The organism is Sphingomonas rhamnosi, assembly GCF_036663615.1.
In the GTDB taxonomy this organism is placed as follows: domain Bacteria; phylum Pseudomonadota; class Alphaproteobacteria; order Sphingomonadales; family Sphingomonadaceae; genus Sphingomonas.
Genome location: NZ_JAXOJJ010000002.1, coordinates 26,774 through 42,273, shown reverse-complemented (window position 1 = coordinate 42,273; position 15,500 = coordinate 26,774). Strand labels below are relative to the sequence as shown.

The following is a 15,500-nucleotide window of genomic DNA, read 5'->3' as shown; positions in this document are numbered from 1 at the left end:
CCCCTTCGACCTACATAGCAATAAAACAAGTTAAAGCATTGAATGGGTTGCGGGGAGTTGGGGCTAGTGTGGGGCGTAACGCGGCAAGCGCGGAATAGGGTCGCCGTGTGTGCAATCCTGCTCGGTACAGCCGGTGCACAAAGCATTGGCTCGGCCGCGCAGGATGCCCCCGAGTCGGCGCCGCTGTCGATGCAGCAGGCGGTCCGCGAGGTCCTCGCCTGGCACCCGGACCTTGCCGGGGCCGTGGCCTCGCTCAATGCCCGGGGCGAAGACGTCGCGGCCGCGCGCGCCGGCTATCTGCCGCGCGTGAGCGCGGGGCTCAACACCGGATATGCCAATCGGCTGGGTTCGAGCTGGCGGCCGCGGCCGCAGGTCTCGGCCTCGCAGATGATCTATGATTTCGGCAAGGTCGCGAGCGCCGTCGAGGCCGCGCGCGCGGGCACCAGGATCGGGCGTGCCGAATTGCTGCTCGCGGTCGACGAGCTGATCCGTGAGACCGGCTATGCGGTGGTCGAGGTGCAGCGCAACGCCGTGCTGTACGACATCGCGCAGCAGCAATTGGACCGCATTCGCGAGATCGCCGCGCTGGTCGGCAACCGTTTTGCCAAGGGTGCCACCACGCGCTCGGACGTGCTGCAGGCGCAGTCGCGCATCGCAGCCGCCGAGGCGACGTTGGCGCAGATCGATGCCGAGCGGCGGCGCTGGGCCAGCAACCTGGCCTTTCTGCGCGGCAAGCAGGAACAGGTCGCGTCCGTCGCGTCGGCGGTGCCAGAGTGGCTGATGCAAAGTTGCGCCTCAGGTCCCGTCGACTGGACGGCCGTGCCGGCGGTGATGCGCGCCGAGGCCGGGCGCGACGTCGCGGCGGCACAGCTGCGCAGAAGCCGTGCCGATCGCCTGCCGACGCTGTCGCTGGCGGGCGATGCCGCGCCCGACCTGCTTTCCCCCCTCTCCCAGCGCAGCGGGTATAATTTCGGACTCAGCATCAGCAGCGAGGTGTTCGGCGGCAATGCCACCGGCGCGCGGGTTCGCGGCGCCGGTTATGCGCTGACCGCCGCCGAGGCCGGGGTCAGCCAGGCACGCAACGAAACCGGCCAGCGGCTCGCCGAGGCGCGTGCGCAGATCGCCAGCCTGGGCCCTTTGCTCGACACGCTGATCGCGCGTGAGGCCGACATGACCGAAACCGGCAAGCTCTACCGTCTGCAATATCTCGAAATGGGCACGCGCACGCTGATCGATCTGCTCAACGCCGAGCAGGAGCTTCAGCAGGGGCGCTTCGACGCCGTGAACACGCGGCACGATCTGCGCCGGCTCGAGCTCGACTGTCTTTATTATTCGGGACGCGCGCGCGACTCCTTCGGACTGGCCGGAACCCGCTTCGGGCCGGTGACGCTTTGAACGTCGCGACTGCAGCGCATTCGGCGGGGCCGCCACCCGAAATGGACGCATGGCTCGATATCCTCGGCCAGGCAGCGCAGCATTATCGTGTGCCGCTGTCGGGGCACCGCGCGCGGATGGCGGCGCAGTGGAACCCCGGCAGCGGGTATGACGGCATGATCCGCACCGTGGCACGGGCCAGCGGCCTCGATATCGGCTTTCTGGATCCGCATAAGAGCCGGATCACGAGCTGGTCGCTGCCGGTGGTCATCGCGCTGCGCGACGGTGAACTCGCGCTGGTCAGCGCGGTCGATGCCGATGGCGTTGCCGATTTCACGCTCGATCGCCGCGCCGGGCTACGCTCGCGCAAGCCGCTTGCCGACCTGCTCGACAGCGCCGACCGGATCGTTGTCCCGCGCCCGCTGCGCTCGGCCGCCGACGTCCGCGTCGACGCCTATATCAAACCGTTCGAACAGCATTGGCTGCGCCATACGCTGCTGCAGGACGCGCGGTCGTACAGCCATGTCGCGATTGCCTCGGTGGTGACCAACTGCCTCGGGCTGGCGGGCATCCTGTTCTCGATGCAGGTTTATGACCGCGTCGTCCCCGCGCAGTCGTTGCCGACGCTCTACATCCTGTTCCTCGGCGTGCTGCTCGCGATCGGCTTCGATTTCGTGCTCCGGCGGCTGCGCGTCGATATCACCGACGTGCTCGGCAAGCGCGCCGATCTGCGGTTGTCGGATCAGGTGTTCGGTCATGCGCTCCGGGTGCGCAACCGGGCACGGCCGGCGTCGACCGGAACCTTCATCGCGCAGCTCCGCGACCTCGACCAGGTCCGCGACATGCTCACCTCGACCACCATCGCCGCGGTGGCGGATCTGCCGTTCTTCGTGCTGTTCCTCGCGATCCTGTTCTTCATCGGCGGTACGCTCGCGCTCGTCCCGCTCGTTGCGCTGGTGGCGTTGCTCGTTCCCAGCCTGATGGCGCAGCGCAAGCTGCGCGCGCATGCCACCGAATCGATGCGCGAGACGTCGCTGCGCAACGCGCTGCTGGTCGAGGCGGTGCAGGGCATCGAGGACATCAAGTCGTTGCAGGCCGAAGAGCGCTTCCAGCGCCAGTGGAACCATTGCAACGCGGTTGCCGGCGACGCGCAATTGCGGCTGCGCGGGCTGACCAGTGGGCTGTCGACCTGGTCGCAGAGCGTGCAGAACGGCGTCTATGCCGCGGTGATCTTCGTCGGGGCGCCGATGGTGATGGCGGGCGACATCACCACCGGCACGCTGGTCGCCACGTCGATGCTCGCGTCGCGGATGATGGCTCCGATGGCGCAGCTCTCGCACCTGCTGGGGCGCTACCAGCATGCCAAGGTCGCCGCTCAGAGCCTGAACCAGATCATGGCGCTGCCGGTCGACAGCCCCGATGCCGAGCACCGGATTCCGCTTCCCGCGGTCGCCGGCAGCTTCCTGCTGCGATCCGCGGTGTTCACCTATGCCGATCCGAACGCGCCGCCGGCGCTGGTCGTGCCCAAGCTCCAGATCGCAGCGGGCGAAAAGATCGCGCTGCTCGGCCGCAACGGCGCCGGAAAGTCGACGCTGCTCCAGGGCCTGTCGGGCATGCTCCAGCCGACGTCGGGAGAAATTCTTCTCGACGATCTGGCGCTGCATCAGATCGACCCCGCCGACGTTCGCCGCGACGTCTGCCTGCTCACCCAGAACAGCCGGCTGTTCCACGGCACGTTGCGCGAGAATCTCACGATGGGCGCGCCGCAGGCGAGCAGCGACGACATTCTCGCCGCGCTGGCGATGGTCGGCGCGAGCGACTTCGTGCGGCGGCTGCGCGACGGACTCGAGCACGTCGTCCTGGAAGGCGGGCTCGGATTGTCGGGCGGGCAGATCCAGTCGCTGCTGCTGGCGCGACTGCTGCTGCGTCGCCCCGCGGTCGCGCTGCTCGACGAACCGACCGCGGCGATGGACGAAATGGCCGAGCGGCATTTCATCACCTCATTCGGCGAATGGAGCCGCCAACGCACCGTGATCGTCGCGACTCACCGGCTCCGCGTGCTCGATCTGGTCGACCGCGTGATCGCGATCGACCAGGGCACGATCCTGTTCGATCAGCCCAAGGCAAAGGCGCTGGACATGCTGCGCGCCGGACGGAGTCAGACGGCATGACCACGCTCGCCCATGCCGACCAGCTGTTCGACGGAGACGGCGCCGGACGGCTGCGCGTCGCCCGGCGGATGGTCTGGATCATTGCCGCGCTGTTCGCCGTGGGGCTCGTCTGGGCGTGGTTCGCAGCGCTCGACGAAGTGGCGACGGGCAGCGGCCGGGTGGTGCCGACGAGCAGCGAACAGGTGCTCCAGTCGCTGGAGGGCGGCATCCTGACCAAGCTGCTGGTGCGGCGCGACGATATCGTGCAGCCCGGCCAGATCCTCGCGCAGCTCGATCCGACCCAGGCGGGATCGACCGTCGAGGAAAGCGCCGCCAAATATCGCGCCGCGCTCGCCAGCCAGGCCCGGCTGCAGTCCGAAGTGGAGGGCACGGCGTTGCGCTTCCCCGACGAACTCGATCGCTTTCCCGCGCTGAAGGCCGAGCAACAGCGGTTGTACGACGCGCGTCGGCGCAGCCTGCAGAGCTCCGCGGGGCTGATCGACGAATCGCGCGCCCTGCTCAGTCGCGAGGTGGCGATCGGTGAATCGCTGATCGCAGTCGGTGCGGCGAGCAACGTCGAAGTGCTCCGGCTCAAGCGCCAGCGTGCCGAACTCGACCTGAAAAAGGCCGATCTCCGCTCGCAATATATGGTCGAGGCGCGACAGGATCTCGCGAAGGTCAGTGAGGAGGTGGAGGCGCTCGCGCCGGTCGTGCGCGGGCGGTCGGACACGCTGAAGCGGCTGACGTTGCGCTCGCCTGTCCGCGGCGTGGTCAAGAGCATCGAGGTGGGGACGATCGGCGGTGTCATACCGCCCAACGGGAAGGTGATGGAGATCGTACCGATCGACGATCGCCTGCTCGTCGAGGCACGGATCTCGCCGCGCGATATCGCGTTCATCCGCCCGGGCCAGCGCGCCAGCGTCAAGGTCACCGCCTACGACTATTCGATTTTCGGTGGGTTGGAGGGTGAAGTGAGCAGCATCTCACCCGACACGATCCGCGACGAAGTTAATCCCGAAGTGTATTACTACCGTGTTTTCGTCCGAACGCACTCCGACGTCCTCGTCAACAGCGTCGGACGACGGTTTCCCATCGTCCCGGGCATGATCGCGACCGTCGACATACACACCGGCAGCAAGACGGTGCTGCAATATCTTCTGAAACCGCTGAACCGGGCCCGCGAAGCGATGCGCGAGCGATGATCGTCGCATCGTGGTAGCGGGGACGGCCAAAGCGAAATCCCGAAACCCACGCCAACACACTTTTCGGACCGGCAGGCATGCCGCGCCGGTCTGATCATAACGAAGAACACGGGACGCATATTATGTCCGAGTACAAGAAGATCTGCCCGCCGTGCGCCGGTACCGGAAAGATCGATACGGCGGGGGGGACGCCCCGCTCTTTGCTCGAATTGGCGCGACAGGCGCAGGCCGCGCGCGACAAGACCGCGAAGCTCTTCCCGCGCAACATATTTCGCGATTCCGCGTGGGACCTAATGCTGGAGCTGTTTGTAGGGGCGCAGGAACGCCGCTCGATCTGCGTCAAGGAGCTTGTCCTGGTGTCAGGCGAGACCTCCACCTCCGCACTGCGGCGAATTGACTCGCTGGAGGAAGCCGGGCTGCTACGCCGGTGCCATGATTCGAAGGACCATCGTCGGGTCGCGGTCGTTCTCACGCCAAAGGGCGAAGAGTCGATGTCGGCGATGTTGTCGCACCTGTTTCTGGGTGACGACTAGCCGGGCGCGCTTGTTACTGGAACCGCTGCAGGAACCGAGATCCTGCATGAGCGCCGTATGCAGAGCATTCACCCCTGGCCGTTCTTTGGACGGGCCGAACAATCGGGGTTGCAGGCGTAGATACCGGCGATGTTGCTGCCGTGCCGCTCCTCTATATCGTCAAGCATCAGCTTGCACAGCTCTTCGCGACGCGCCCCGGTCCAGACGAGCAGCAACACGAAGAACAGCCCGTCGTGAACGATGTTTTTGCCCGGTTGCAGCCGATCGGCTGTTCCGGCGCAGCCGGTCCAGGGGGCACGCCGGAAGATCACCTCGCCCTGCCCGCGCGTGTAACGCTTGCGCGCCTCGCGCTCATCCTCGTCGATGGCCGTAGTGAATTCACCAAAATCGATCGGCGCGACCCTGCCAACCTGATCGCGCATGAACTTGTGGATCTGGCCGAGCTTGTTGAAATGCTTGTTGGCCGTACCCGTGGACAGACCGACGTCCTCGGGGGCGAGGTCACCGGCAACGATCCTCTCGGCGGCGTCGGCAGCCGCCGCTTCGAGCGTCATCGCCGAATCCCTGTCGTGAATCGACCTGCCGAAATGCACTGGAAGCTGATCGAACCACCGATCGAGATCGATGGTCTCCTTCTTGGTCACCATCCAAAAAGGCGTGCCCGGTGGCAGCGATTTCTCCAACAGCGTCGCGGCCCACCGAATCTGCCGAAGTGTTTGCTCTCCGACGCCATTTTTCGACCGCTTCCCGTCTCGGCCATGATCGAGCAAACGCGGGGTCTCCTCGATCATCCGCTCGGCGGCTTGGTTCGGCGTGCACATGCGCCAGTCATCGGGAACCGAAATAGCCTTTGCATCGATGCTGAGCGCTGGGCCGTAGGCCGGCTTCCTCAGGGCGGAAGCCCGATCCGGCATGAAGCTGGCGGCCTGCATCGGCGTACGCGTCGCGATAGGCGGAGTAGAGTACACGCTCGACTTCCCAGCGGAGGCGGTCGTCGGCCACGAGACCGGCCTCCCCCAGATGCTGGTCTATTTCGGTCCGTCGAATGGGCGTAATGCCGCGCTCCTCGCGCATACCTATGGTCCGGCGAAGGTCGGCGACCCGGCGTTCGTCCCAGCCTTCAGCCCGCAGCCGGTGCTCCTCCGCGGGCATCAACGACACACAACCGCCAGCCTTGGCCAGGCGATCAAAGTAATCGACATAGGCGGTGTTGGCGGCGGAGAGAAACTCGGCGTCACCGGGCGTGGCACGTTGCTGCGTGCAAAGCTCCCGGAGCCGCTCCTCGTACATGTCGCGCGCGATCTTCTGCAGCTCGCGCTGGGTCAGGTCGCGCTTAACTCGGACACGTTCGTTCAGCATGGCAACCACCCGATCATAGGACGCAGTCAACACCGCGCCCCGGTTCCGCGCCTGCAGCCGGTCGGGGGTTCCGAGCGACAGGCGAACATCAATGGGCTTATTAAGGAACGAAAAGTGAACCCTGCGCCACGAGAAAATATGGCCGCGGCGATAAACATGCTGATGCGAGGCCAAGGAATATGATCTCCCCGGACAGCCAATTGGCACAGTCCCCTGTACACACTGGGACGTCCGGACCGGGGTTAGCCAGTTAGATCAGTTACTTAGTTAGAAATTGGCTGGGGCGGCAGGGTTCGAACCTGCGAATGGCGGCATCAAAAGCCGCTGCCTTACCACTTGGCGACGCCCCAACGGAGGCGGCCTTATAGCGGTGCGTCGCCTGGAGGAAAGCCCCTGAATACACCCCGCATGGCCGCGCGCGGGTCAAGCGAGGCGGTGCATCCAGCCATGCGTGTCGGGCGCGGTGCCACGCTGAATAGCCACCAGCGCGGCGTGCATCCGCATCGTCAGCTGGCCGGGGCCACCGCTGCCGATGACGAACTCGCCTTCCGGCGACGCGACCTTGCCGATCGGCGTCACCACCGCGGCGGTACCGCACGCAAACGCCTCGACCAGCCGGCCACTCGCGGCGTCCGCACGCCATTGCTCGATTGAATAGAGTTCTTCGCGCGCGTCGATCCCTTGCGCGCGTGCGAGCGTCAGGATCGAATCCCGCGTGATGCCGGGCAGGATCGTCCCCCCCAGCGGCGGCGTCACCATGCTGCCGTCGGCGAACACGAAGAACACGTTCATGCCCCCCAGTTCCTCGACGTACCGGCGCTCGACCGCGTCGAGGAAGACGACCTGGTCGTAGCCACGGCGGATCGCCTCGGCCTGCGCGACTAGACTGGTCGCGTAGTTGCCGCCGCACTTCGCCTCGCCGGTCCCACCGGGCGCGGCGCGGGTGTAGTCCTGGGAGACCCACAGGGAGACGGTCGACGCGCCGTTCTTCCAATAGGTGCCGACCGAAGAGGCGAGCACCATGTAGAGATACTCGGCGGACGGCTTGACGCCCAGGAACACCTCCGAGGCAATCATGAACGGGCGTAGATACAGCGCACCGCCCTCGCTCTCGGGGATCCAGTCGGCGTCGGTGCGCACCAGCCGTTCGATCGATTCGAGGAACAGCGCTTCGGGGATCGCCGGCATCGCCATGCGCTGCGCCGATTTGTTGAAGCGGCGCGCGTTGGCTTCGGGGCGGAACAAGGCGGTGCCGCCGTCCGCCAACCGATACGCCTTCATCCCCTCGAAGATCTCTTGGGCGTAATGCAGCACCGACGACGCCGGATCGATCGTCAGCGGTGCGCGTGCGGTGATCTGTGCATCATGCCAGCCCGCGGTGTCGCTGTAGCGGACCAGCGCCATGTGATCGGTGAAGACGCGGCCGAAACCGGGGTTGACCAGCCGCTCGGCGCGCTCGTTCGCGGCCACGGGGTTCGCGTTCGGTTCGTGTCGAAAGGCGAACGCGGACGACAACGAGACGGCGGATGCAGAGGCGGACATCGATTTTCTCACACAGCGCGGGTTGCCGACGCCTAAGGGCGATGCTTAAACCGGTCAACATGGCTGCCCAAGCATCGACCGCTTCACCCCTGTTCCTGCGCGATCCCGAATTGCGACGGGGCATGGAGCTTCTGTATTTCGGGCATAGCCATCTGACGCGATCGGTCGATCAGGGCTTGGCGGACGAAGGGCTAGGCCGCGCGCACCACCGCGCGCTCTATTTCATCGCACGCAAGCCCGACATGACGGTCAGCGAGTTGCTGTCGCTGCTGGCGATCACCAAACAATCGCTGGGCCGCGTGCTCAACGAACTGGTGGAGCGCGAACTGGTCGAAACGCGCGCCGGTGACCGCGATCGTCGCCAGCGGCTGCTGCGCCTGACGCCCGCGGGGTCGAAGATGGAAAGCGAATTGTTCGAAGCCGTCCGCGAGCGCATGTCCGCCGCCTATGCCAGCGCCGGCCAGGCGGCGGTGTCCGGCTTCTGGGCGGTGCTGGAGGGGCTGGTACCCGAAAGCGCACGCAATCAGGTGATAAGCCTGCGGAGCTGAGGCGCAGGCGTAATACCTTGAGGCGTGATCAGCGCGCGGCGGCCGCCATCTCCGCGTTACGCGCCGCCGAAGCAGCCAGGGTCTCGGTCAGCAACCGCACCAGCGCATCGTCGCAATCGAGCACGTTCAAGCCCTCCCGGGTCGATCCCCCCGGGCTGGCGACGCGGTCTGCCAGCACCGCCGGGGAGACATCCGCCGCCGCCGCCATGATCGCCGCGCCCTCGAGCGTGGCGATGGCCAGCCGCGCAGCCTGGTCGGCCGGCAACCCCAGCACCGCCCCGGCCTTCGCCAGCGCATCGGCGAAGCGGAACACGAACCCCGGCCCGCACCCCGCCAATGCCGTCACCGCGTCGAACTGGCGCTCGTCGGCGATCCATTCATAATGACCGAGCGATCCGGCCAGCGCCTCGACCTGCGCGATCGTTTCGGCCGACGCGCCGTCGGTAAACAGGCTTGTCACACCCTTGCCGATCGCGACCGGCAGATTCGGCATTGCCCGGACGACCGCATCGGCTGCGAACCGCTCCGCCAGGGTCGCATGGTCGACCCCGGCAAGGATCGAGATCAGCAGCTTCGTCTTGCCCCGCATTGGCGCCAACAGCGCCTGCGTAGCGTCGATCTGTTGCGGCTTCAGCGCCAGCATCAGCACCTCCGGCGCATCCTCGTCGGGCAAAGCAACCACCGACCGGACGCCCTCAGGCGCGCCGCTGCCGCTGCGCGTGATCACGGTAACCCGCGCCGGATCCATCCCGTCACCGATCCAGCGACGCAATATCGCCCCGCCCATGTTACCGCAGCCGATCAGCCAGATCGGACCCGCACCCGCGACGGGACCGCTCACGCCTCGCCCTGCGTCTCGATCAAAGCCGCGGCGATCGCGTCCTTGGGACTCTTTCCACCCCACAGCACGAACTGGAACACAGGATAGAAGCGCTCACACTCCTCGATCGCCGATTCGACCAGCAGCTCGGCGCTCGCCAGCGACATCGTGCCGTCGTCGCCACCCTCGACCATCGCCGCATGACGGAACAACAGAATCCCGCTTGTCGACCAGAGCTCGAAATGGCCGATCCAGAGCTGTTCGTTGACCAGTCCGATCGTTTCGTACACCGCCGCGCGGCGATCGTCCGGCACCTTGATATCCGGGAACGCCAGGAACTGCAGCACGCTGTCGTCCTCGCGCCACAAGGCGCGCAGCTCGTATGTCGTCCAGCTGCCCTTTACGGTCGCGACGATCTCGTCTTCGTGCCGCTCATGTTCCCAGCCATGCGCGGCATAATAGGTTTCGAGCATGTCGATCGGGGCGGCGTCGTCGGGGTCATGGTCGGCTTGATCCAGCATCATCATCACGTCCGGGCAGTCCTCTTCACGCGACAAAGGGTGCCGCCGCGAACCCGCGACGACAACCCCTTGCAGCCGACCGTCTCTAAAACCTGTGGAAAAGTCAGGCTTCGGCCCGGGTCCGCGCCTCGATCGCATCGAGTCGCGCCTTCAGCACGTCAACTTCGTCGCGCGCGGCGGCGGCCATCGCCTTGACTGCATCGAATTCCTCGCGGCTGACGAAGTCCAGTCCGCCGATCCATTCACGCGCACGCGTCCGCGCATCGCTCTGTGCTTCGCGACCGACGCCGGCGATGGTCCCCGCGGCACCATTCACAAATTTCACCAGATCATCGAATATGCGATTTTCGGACTGCATCTTACACTACCCCAAACTGGTCTGTCACAGCATTTGGGACGTGCGCGCCCTCGGCACAAGGGTTTCGGCATGCGGGTTAAGCCGCCCGATCCCGTAGGTGAGCAGACCCGCGAAGCTGATCCACACCATATACGGCACCATCAACCACGCCGCGACGGTCCGGATCCGGCCGAACAGGATCGTCGTGACGATCGACAGCGCCAGCATCGCGACGATCAGCAACACCGCCGCGCCGACCTTGTGCGCCCCGAAGAACAGCGGCGTCCAACCGAGGTTGAGCACGAACTGTACCACGAACGGGCCGATCGCGAGCCCGCGTCCGCGAGCGCCCCGGGCGTTCAGGATCATCGCCAGCGCCAGCCCCAGCAGGATGTAGAGCGATGTCCACGCGACCGGAAACAGCCACCCCGGCGGAGTCAGTGCGGGCTTCGCCAGCGCGACGTACCACGGGCTCTCGTTCCCGACCGGGACCGCCCGTCCCGCCGCAAAGCCCAGCAGCAGGATCAGCGGGACGGTCACGATCGCCCAGCGCAGGAACGACATCCGCAACTGGCCCTTCGAAGCGATACCGCCCACGCATTTCCTTCCACCGTTCGTCCGCGTCGTCCTGCCGCAGAGCGATCGCGCGGTAAACCTCGGATCGGCCGCAATCGTTCCGCTAGTGGTTCATTCTCGTACAGTCGGGATGCCGGCGGCGGGTCTCGCCGCCGCGATCAGATACTCGACATTGCCTTCGGGGCCGGTGATCGGGCTTTGGACGACGCCGAGGACGGTCCAGCCCTTCTCGGTCAGCCACGCCGCCACGTCGTCGCAGACGCGCTGGCGGACCGCGGTGTCGCGGACGACGCCCCCCTTGCCCACCTCTTCGCGCCCCGCCTCGAACTGCGGCTTGACCAGCGCCATCAGCCGCGCGTCCGGCTTGGCGAACGTCATCGGCCGCTCCAGCACCTTGGCCAACCCGATGAAGCTGGCGTCGCACACGATCAGGTCGACGGGCTCGGTGATCTGCGTCTCGGTCAGGATGCGCGCGCTGGTCTGCTCATGCACCAGCACGCGCGGATCCTGGCGCAGCTTCCAGGCCAGCTGGTTGGTCCCGCTGTCGACCGCGAACACCTTGGCGGCGCCACGCGCAAGCATCACGTCGGTGAAGCCGCCAGTCGACGATCCGACGTCGATCGCGACCGCGCCCCTCACGTCCCATCCGAACTGGTCGAGCCCATGCGCCAGCTTGATCCCGCCGCGCGAAACCCAGGGGTGGTCACGTCCGCGGACGTCGAGCACGACGTCGTCGGCGAGCGTCTGACCGGACTTTTCAACCTTAGTCGTGCCGGCGAACACCAGGCCCGCCATCACCAGCGCCTGCGCACGCGTGCGCGACTCGGCAAGCCCCCGGTCGACGAGCATCTGATCCACGCGCTGCTTTGCCATGCGTCCCTATCGCCGCCCCATCCGGTCGCCGCAAGGCCCCTTCCTTCGATCGCAAATCGATTGCCTACCGAATAAGTGGGATTATGTTCGGTCTTGTGAGGGGTCTCAGGAAACGGAGAAGCGCTGTGTGTAGCTTCGCACCCTATGATGCCGTTCAGCCGACGATCCTGACCGTGCCCGGGCTCGGCGGATCGGGCCCATCACATTGGCAGTCGCTGTGGGAAGAGGCGCGCCCCGACACGGTGCGCGTCGAACTCGGCATGTGGAACACGCCGCACCGCAATGCCTGGGTCACGCGCCTGGATGAGGCGATCCGCCGCGCGGAAGCACCGGTGATCCTCGCCGCACACAGCCTCGGCTGCCTTGCGGTGGCGTGGTGGGCCGAACTGTCGCCGCAGCCCTATGGGTGGCCGGTCGCTGGCGCACTGCTGGTGGCGCCGCCGGACGTCGACCGTGCCGGCGCGCAGGCCGAACTGCAGAGCTTCGCGCCCAGTCCCAGAACGCAGCTGCCGTTCCCGTCGATCGTCGTCGCCAGCAGTGACGATCCCTGGATCACGCCCGCCCGCGCGCGCAGCCTCGCGGTCGATTGGGGCAGCCATTTCGTCGAAGCGGGTCCGCAGGGGCACCTCAATGCGGCGAGCGGGATCGGCTGGTGGGATGAGGGGCAGGAGTTGCTCGGCCGCGTGATAGCGGCGAGCGGGGCAACCGGGAAACCCTTGAGCCCGAGTGACGCGCGGTCGATTCTGGCGGTCAACGCAACCGATGCCGCACAGGCGCACTATCTGGGCTAAGCGTTGCTGGGCCGGCGGGAACCCGGCTGGCCTGTAGTTCCGGGCTCTCGTCTGCGCGGCGGTGATCCGTCGGTTGAAACGACCGCGGTCAGGTCGCGCCGCAGCACTTCTTGTACTTCTTCCCCGACCCGCACGGGCACGGGTCATTACGCCCGATCTTTGGCGCCGCCGCCGGCGGCTCGCGCATCGGCGCGCCGTGCGCAGCCCGCCAGGTCTGCACCACCGCGACGTACCCTGCGATTCGCGCCGCCGCCCCGTCGCAAATGGCGTTGACCTCGCTGCTCATCAACTCAGTGGTGTCGTCGGCAATCTCGACCAGAGTCCGCAGGGAGGCGAGCGCTTCCCCCGCGAGGCCATCGATCAGCGCCCAGCTCTCGGTGCGCAAGTCCATCGCCGTCGCGAATCCGGCGATCCACGGCTCCCACAGCACCTCGCCGTTCCGCGCATCGACCTCGAAGAACGGGCGGAACTTGCCACGGCCCAGGTCGCGCGCGATCTCGGCATGCCGCGCCACCAGCATCGCCCTAAAGTCCTGGACGTCGAGCGGATCGTCGAACGGCGGCTCCGCGTCCGCGCCACCCCAGATCACCGGCAGCCACTCCTCCGGCGCCATCGGCTCCGGGCACAACAGCAGCGCGGTCAGATAGCCGTCGACGTCGCTCAGCAGCATGCAATCGTCGGGCAACGCGAACAGCGCGTCTTCGAGCCGGCGCAGTCGGGAGGGGATGGTCATCATGCCACGCCGCTAGAGCAGGCGGACAGAGCCGCCAAGTCTCCGTGCGGCCGTTAACCTACCCGGGCCTCGGCGACCCGCTGCAGCGCCTCGCCCTCGATCTTCTCGAGCTCGGCCAGCGTCTGGGCGATCGCAGTCTGCTGCTGCGCCAGGTCGTCGATCCGCTGGCGGCAGCGTTCGGCGAGCGCGCGCATCTGCTCCACATGCTGCGGATCGCTGTCGTAGAGTCCGAGGAACTCCTCGATATCGCGCAAGCTGAACCCCAGGCGCTTGCCACGCAGGATCAGCTGCATCCGTGCGACGTCGCGCCGCGTGTAGATCCGCGTCGTGCCGATCCGGCAGGGCTCGATCAGCCCCTTGTCTTCATAGAAGCGCAACGTACGGGCGCTGACGCCCAGCGTGCGTGCGACGTCCTGGATACCCGTCAGGTCGTCCTGCCGATCGTTCAATCCTGCTCTCCTCCCGACGCCCCCGCCGCAGCCTTTGCTGCTTCCTCGGCGACCAGCTCCTTCTTCGACAACTTGCCGATCAGCGTCTTGGGCAAGGTGTCGCGGATTTCGACCTCGCGGGGAAGCTCGATCTTGCTGATCTTGTCGCGCAGGAAGTCGCGCAGCTCGGCCGGGGTGGCGGCCGACCCCGGCACCAGCGTCACGAACGCCTTGGGCGCCTGCCCGCGATAGGCGTCGGGAACGCCGATCACGATCGCCTCGGCGACTGCGGAATGTTCGTACAGCGCATCCTCGATCACGCGCGGATAGACGTTATACCCGCCGCACAGGATCAGGTCCTTGATCCGGTCGACGATGAACAGATAGCCGTCCTCGTCGAGATGCCCGACATCGCCGGTGCGCAGCGCGCCGTCGACGAACAGGTCGCGGGTGGCGGCGGGCTTGTTCCAATAGCCCTGCGTCACCTGCGGGCCCCGCGCGCAGATCTCGCCATTCTCGCCGATCGGCATCAGCTTGGTCGGATCCTCGCGGTCCCGGATCTCGATGGTCGTTCCCGGGAAAGGTACCCCCGCCGACCCCGCCTTGCCGCTGCCGTCGAACGGGCTGCAGGTGATGATCGGGGACGCTTCGGACAAGCCATAGCCCTCGACGACCAAGGCGCCGGTCGCCGCTTCGAACGCGTGGCGGACCTCGGCGGGCAACGGCGCGCCGCCCGATATGCACGCGCGGATAGAGGACAGGTCGACCTTCTGTGTCTTGGCGGCGTTCGTGATCGCGGCATAGATGGTCGGCACCGCGGGGAAATAGCTAGGCTTGGCCCGCGCGATGATCTTCAGCAGCTGCTTCAGCTCGAAGCGCGGCATCAGGATCATCTCCGCGCCGGTGCGTATCGAATAGGTCAGCACCGTCGTCAGCGCGAAGACGTGGAACAGCGGCAGCGCGCCCATCACCCGGTCCTGCTCGGGCCGCTCGCCGCCGACGAACACGACCATCGCATCGGCATTGGAGACGAGATTGGCGTGGCTCAGCATCGCCGCCTTGGGCTCGCCCGTCGTGCCGCCGGTATATTGCAGCACCGCGACCTCGTCCGGCGTGACGGCCACGGGCGTCGGCGCGCCCTTGGCGGACAGCAACCTGTCGAACGTCAGATGCCGGGCGTCCGACGGCGCGTGCCCGATCTCCGCACGTTTGAACACGCGATACGCGATGCTCTTGAGCGGTGGCAGCGCGCCAGCGACCGGACAGGTGATGACATGCCGCACCCCCATCTCGCCCGCGACCTTCAGCACGCGCGCATGAATTTCCGTGATGTCGCAGGTCGCGATGATTTCCGCGCCCGAATCCTTGATGAGATGCGTCAACTCGCGCTCGACGTAGAGCGGGTTGACGTTGACGACGATCCCGCCTGCCTTCAGCGTCGCGAAGAACAGGATCGGATAATAGGGCGTGTTGGGCAGACACAGCGCCACCCGCGTCCCCTTGATGACACCCAGATCCTGCAGTCCCCTAGCGGCCTTCGTGACCGCGGCGCCCAGTTCGGCGTAGGTCATCCGCCGCCCGAGGAAATCGAGGACGGTCCGCCCACCGAACCGCGCGACCGACTGATCGAGCATATCACCCAGCAATCGCGGCGTCGGCGCCATCGGCGCACCCGTCGCGCTGAACCTGAAATCCTGCATGGCGTTCCTCTCG

General features: G+C 66.5%; 17 protein-coding genes and 1 tRNA gene. 6 read left to right on the top strand and 12 right to left on the bottom strand.

What is annotated here, in order from left to right:
* The first annotated feature begins 105 nt into the window (after window positions 1-105).
* The 4 genes from U1701_RS05235 (at window position 106) to U1701_RS05220 (ending at window position 5,259) form a co-directional block, all read left to right on the top strand.
* Window positions 106-1,395 (top strand): TolC family protein, encoded by a 1,290-nt coding sequence (locus U1701_RS05235; RefSeq protein WP_332781493.1) that lies wholly within the window; start codon window positions 106-108, stop codon window positions 1,393-1,395.
* Window positions 1,392-3,545, top strand: a complete 2,154-nt coding sequence (locus tag U1701_RS05230; RefSeq protein WP_332781492.1) for a type I secretion system permease/ATPase — start codon at window positions 1,392-1,394, stop codon at window positions 3,543-3,545. Before U1701_RS05235 ends, U1701_RS05230 begins: the two co-directional genes overlap by 4 nt.
* Window positions 3,542-4,726 (top strand): beta-barrel domain-containing protein, encoded by a 1,185-nt coding sequence (locus U1701_RS05225; protein WP_332781491.1) that lies wholly within the window; start codon window positions 3,542-3,544, stop codon window positions 4,724-4,726. The genes U1701_RS05230 and U1701_RS05225 overlap by 4 nt, the downstream gene beginning before the upstream one ends.
* A 122-nt stretch (window positions 4,727-4,848) precedes the next feature.
* Window positions 4,849-5,259, top strand: a complete 411-nt coding sequence (locus tag U1701_RS05220; protein WP_332781490.1) for a winged helix DNA-binding protein — start codon at window positions 4,849-4,851, stop codon at window positions 5,257-5,259.
* A 68-nt stretch (window positions 5,260-5,327) separates the two neighbouring features.
* Here the strand turns inward: U1701_RS05220 and U1701_RS05215 are convergent, their stop codons facing one another.
* The 4 genes from U1701_RS05215 to U1701_RS05200 form a co-directional block, all read right to left on the bottom strand.
* Window positions 5,328-6,191, bottom strand: a complete 864-nt coding sequence (locus U1701_RS05215; protein ID WP_332781489.1) for a site-specific integrase — start codon at window positions 6,189-6,191, stop codon at window positions 5,328-5,330.
* Window positions 6,088-6,792, bottom strand: coding sequence for a hypothetical protein (locus tag U1701_RS05210; RefSeq protein ID WP_332781488.1), 705 nt, complete (start codon window positions 6,790-6,792; stop codon window positions 6,088-6,090). The genes U1701_RS05215 and U1701_RS05210 overlap by 104 nt, the downstream gene beginning before the upstream one ends.
* A gap of 101 nt (window positions 6,793-6,893) precedes the next feature.
* A tRNA-Gln gene (locus U1701_RS05205) sits at window positions 6,894-6,968 on the bottom strand.
* 73 nt (window positions 6,969-7,041) lie between these two features.
* Window positions 7,042-8,160 (bottom strand): branched-chain amino acid aminotransferase, encoded by a 1,119-nt coding sequence (locus U1701_RS05200; RefSeq protein ID WP_332781487.1) that lies wholly within the window; start codon window positions 8,158-8,160, stop codon window positions 7,042-7,044.
* Between the two features lie 59 nt (window positions 8,161-8,219).
* Between U1701_RS05200 and U1701_RS05195 the strand changes: the two genes are divergently transcribed.
* Window positions 8,220-8,708 carry a MarR family transcriptional regulator gene (locus tag U1701_RS05195; protein ID WP_332781486.1) on the top strand — a complete coding sequence of 163 codons (489 nt, stop codon included), beginning with the start codon at window positions 8,220-8,222 and terminating at the stop codon, window positions 8,706-8,708.
* 28 nt (window positions 8,709-8,736) lie between these two features.
* Here U1701_RS05195 and proC read toward each other — a convergent pair whose 3' ends face one another.
* From proC to U1701_RS05170, 5 genes are all read right to left on the bottom strand, one after another.
* Window positions 8,737-9,549, bottom strand: coding sequence for a pyrroline-5-carboxylate reductase (gene proC / locus U1701_RS05190; protein WP_332781485.1), 813 nt, complete (start codon window positions 9,547-9,549; stop codon window positions 8,737-8,739).
* Entirely contained in the window at window positions 9,546-10,055 is a 510-nt protein-coding gene (locus U1701_RS05185; RefSeq protein ID WP_443026007.1) for a type III secretion system chaperone family protein, read from the bottom strand. Before U1701_RS05185 ends, proC begins: the two co-directional genes overlap by 4 nt.
* Before the next feature lie 97 nt (window positions 10,056-10,152).
* Window positions 10,153-10,407 carry an accessory factor UbiK family protein gene (locus U1701_RS05180; protein WP_332781484.1) on the bottom strand — a complete coding sequence of 85 codons (255 nt, stop codon included), beginning with the start codon at window positions 10,405-10,407 and terminating at the stop codon, window positions 10,153-10,155.
* Window positions 10,408-10,431: 24 nt separating this feature from the next.
* Window positions 10,432-10,950, bottom strand: a complete 519-nt coding sequence (locus U1701_RS05175; RefSeq protein ID WP_332781922.1) for a TspO/MBR family protein — start codon at window positions 10,948-10,950, stop codon at window positions 10,432-10,434.
* Between the two features lie 123 nt (window positions 10,951-11,073).
* Window positions 11,074-11,835, bottom strand: a complete 762-nt coding sequence (locus tag U1701_RS05170) for a TlyA family RNA methyltransferase (protein ID WP_332781483.1) — start codon at window positions 11,833-11,835, stop codon at window positions 11,074-11,076.
* 125 nt (window positions 11,836-11,960) lie between these two features.
* Here U1701_RS05170 and U1701_RS05165 point away from each other — a divergent pair, with 125 nt between their 5' ends.
* Window positions 11,961-12,626, top strand: a complete 666-nt coding sequence (locus tag U1701_RS05165; protein WP_332781482.1) for an RBBP9/YdeN family alpha/beta hydrolase — start codon at window positions 11,961-11,963, stop codon at window positions 12,624-12,626.
* Window positions 12,627-12,714: 88 nt separating this feature from the next.
* Here U1701_RS05165 and U1701_RS05160 read toward each other — a convergent pair whose 3' ends face one another.
* Genes U1701_RS05160 through U1701_RS05150 form a run of 3 tightly spaced genes read right to left on the bottom strand, consistent with a single transcriptional unit; the run spans window position 12,715 to window position 15,487 of the window.
* Window positions 12,715-13,362, bottom strand: coding sequence for a UPF0149 family protein (locus tag U1701_RS05160; RefSeq protein WP_332781481.1), 648 nt, complete (start codon window positions 13,360-13,362; stop codon window positions 12,715-12,717).
* A 50-nt stretch (window positions 13,363-13,412) separates the two neighbouring features.
* Window positions 13,413-13,808, bottom strand: a complete 396-nt coding sequence (locus U1701_RS05155; protein ID WP_332781480.1) for a MerR family transcriptional regulator — start codon at window positions 13,806-13,808, stop codon at window positions 13,413-13,415.
* Window positions 13,805-15,487 carry a long-chain-fatty-acid--CoA ligase gene (locus tag U1701_RS05150; RefSeq protein ID WP_332781479.1) on the bottom strand — a complete coding sequence of 561 codons (1,683 nt, stop codon included), beginning with the start codon at window positions 15,485-15,487 and terminating at the stop codon, window positions 13,805-13,807. Before U1701_RS05150 ends, U1701_RS05155 begins: the two co-directional genes overlap by 4 nt.
* Window positions 15,488-15,500: the final 13 nt, after the last annotated feature.

Bases quoted from the DNA above. Each gene is read 5' to 3' on its own strand.
- U1701_RS05215 (WP_332781489.1), bottom strand. From the start codon at position 6,191: ATGCAGGCCGCCAGCTTCATGCCGGATCGGGCTTCCGCCCTGAGGAAG.
- U1701_RS05150 (WP_332781479.1), bottom strand. From the start codon at position 15,487: ATGCAGGATTTCAGGTTCAGCGCGACGGGTGCGCCGATGGCGCCGACG.
- U1701_RS05225 (WP_332781491.1), top strand. From the start codon at position 3,542: ATGACCACGCTCGCCCATGCCGACCAGCTGTTCGACGGAGACGGCGCC.
- U1701_RS05195 (WP_332781486.1), top strand. From the start codon at position 8,220: ATGGCTGCCCAAGCATCGACCGCTTCACCCCTGTTCCTGCGCGATCCC.
- U1701_RS05185 (WP_443026007.1), bottom strand. From the start codon at position 10,055: ATGATGATGCTGGATCAAGCCGACCATGACCCCGACGACGCCGCCCCG.
- U1701_RS05160 (WP_332781481.1), bottom strand. From the start codon at position 13,362: ATGATGACCATCCCCTCCCGACTGCGCCGGCTCGAAGACGCGCTGTTC.
- U1701_RS05200 (WP_332781487.1), bottom strand. From the start codon at position 8,160: ATGTCCGCCTCTGCATCCGCCGTCTCGTTGTCGTCCGCGTTCGCCTTT.
- U1701_RS05175 (WP_332781922.1), bottom strand. From the start codon at position 10,950: ATGTCGTTCCTGCGCTGGGCGATCGTGACCGTCCCGCTGATCCTGCTG.
- U1701_RS05180 (WP_332781484.1), bottom strand. From the start codon at position 10,407: ATGCAGTCCGAAAATCGCATATTCGATGATCTGGTGAAATTTGTGAAT.
- U1701_RS05220 (WP_332781490.1), top strand. From the start codon at position 4,849: ATGTCCGAGTACAAGAAGATCTGCCCGCCGTGCGCCGGTACCGGAAAG.
- U1701_RS05170 (WP_332781483.1), bottom strand. From the start codon at position 11,835: ATGGCAAAGCAGCGCGTGGATCAGATGCTCGTCGACCGGGGGCTTGCC.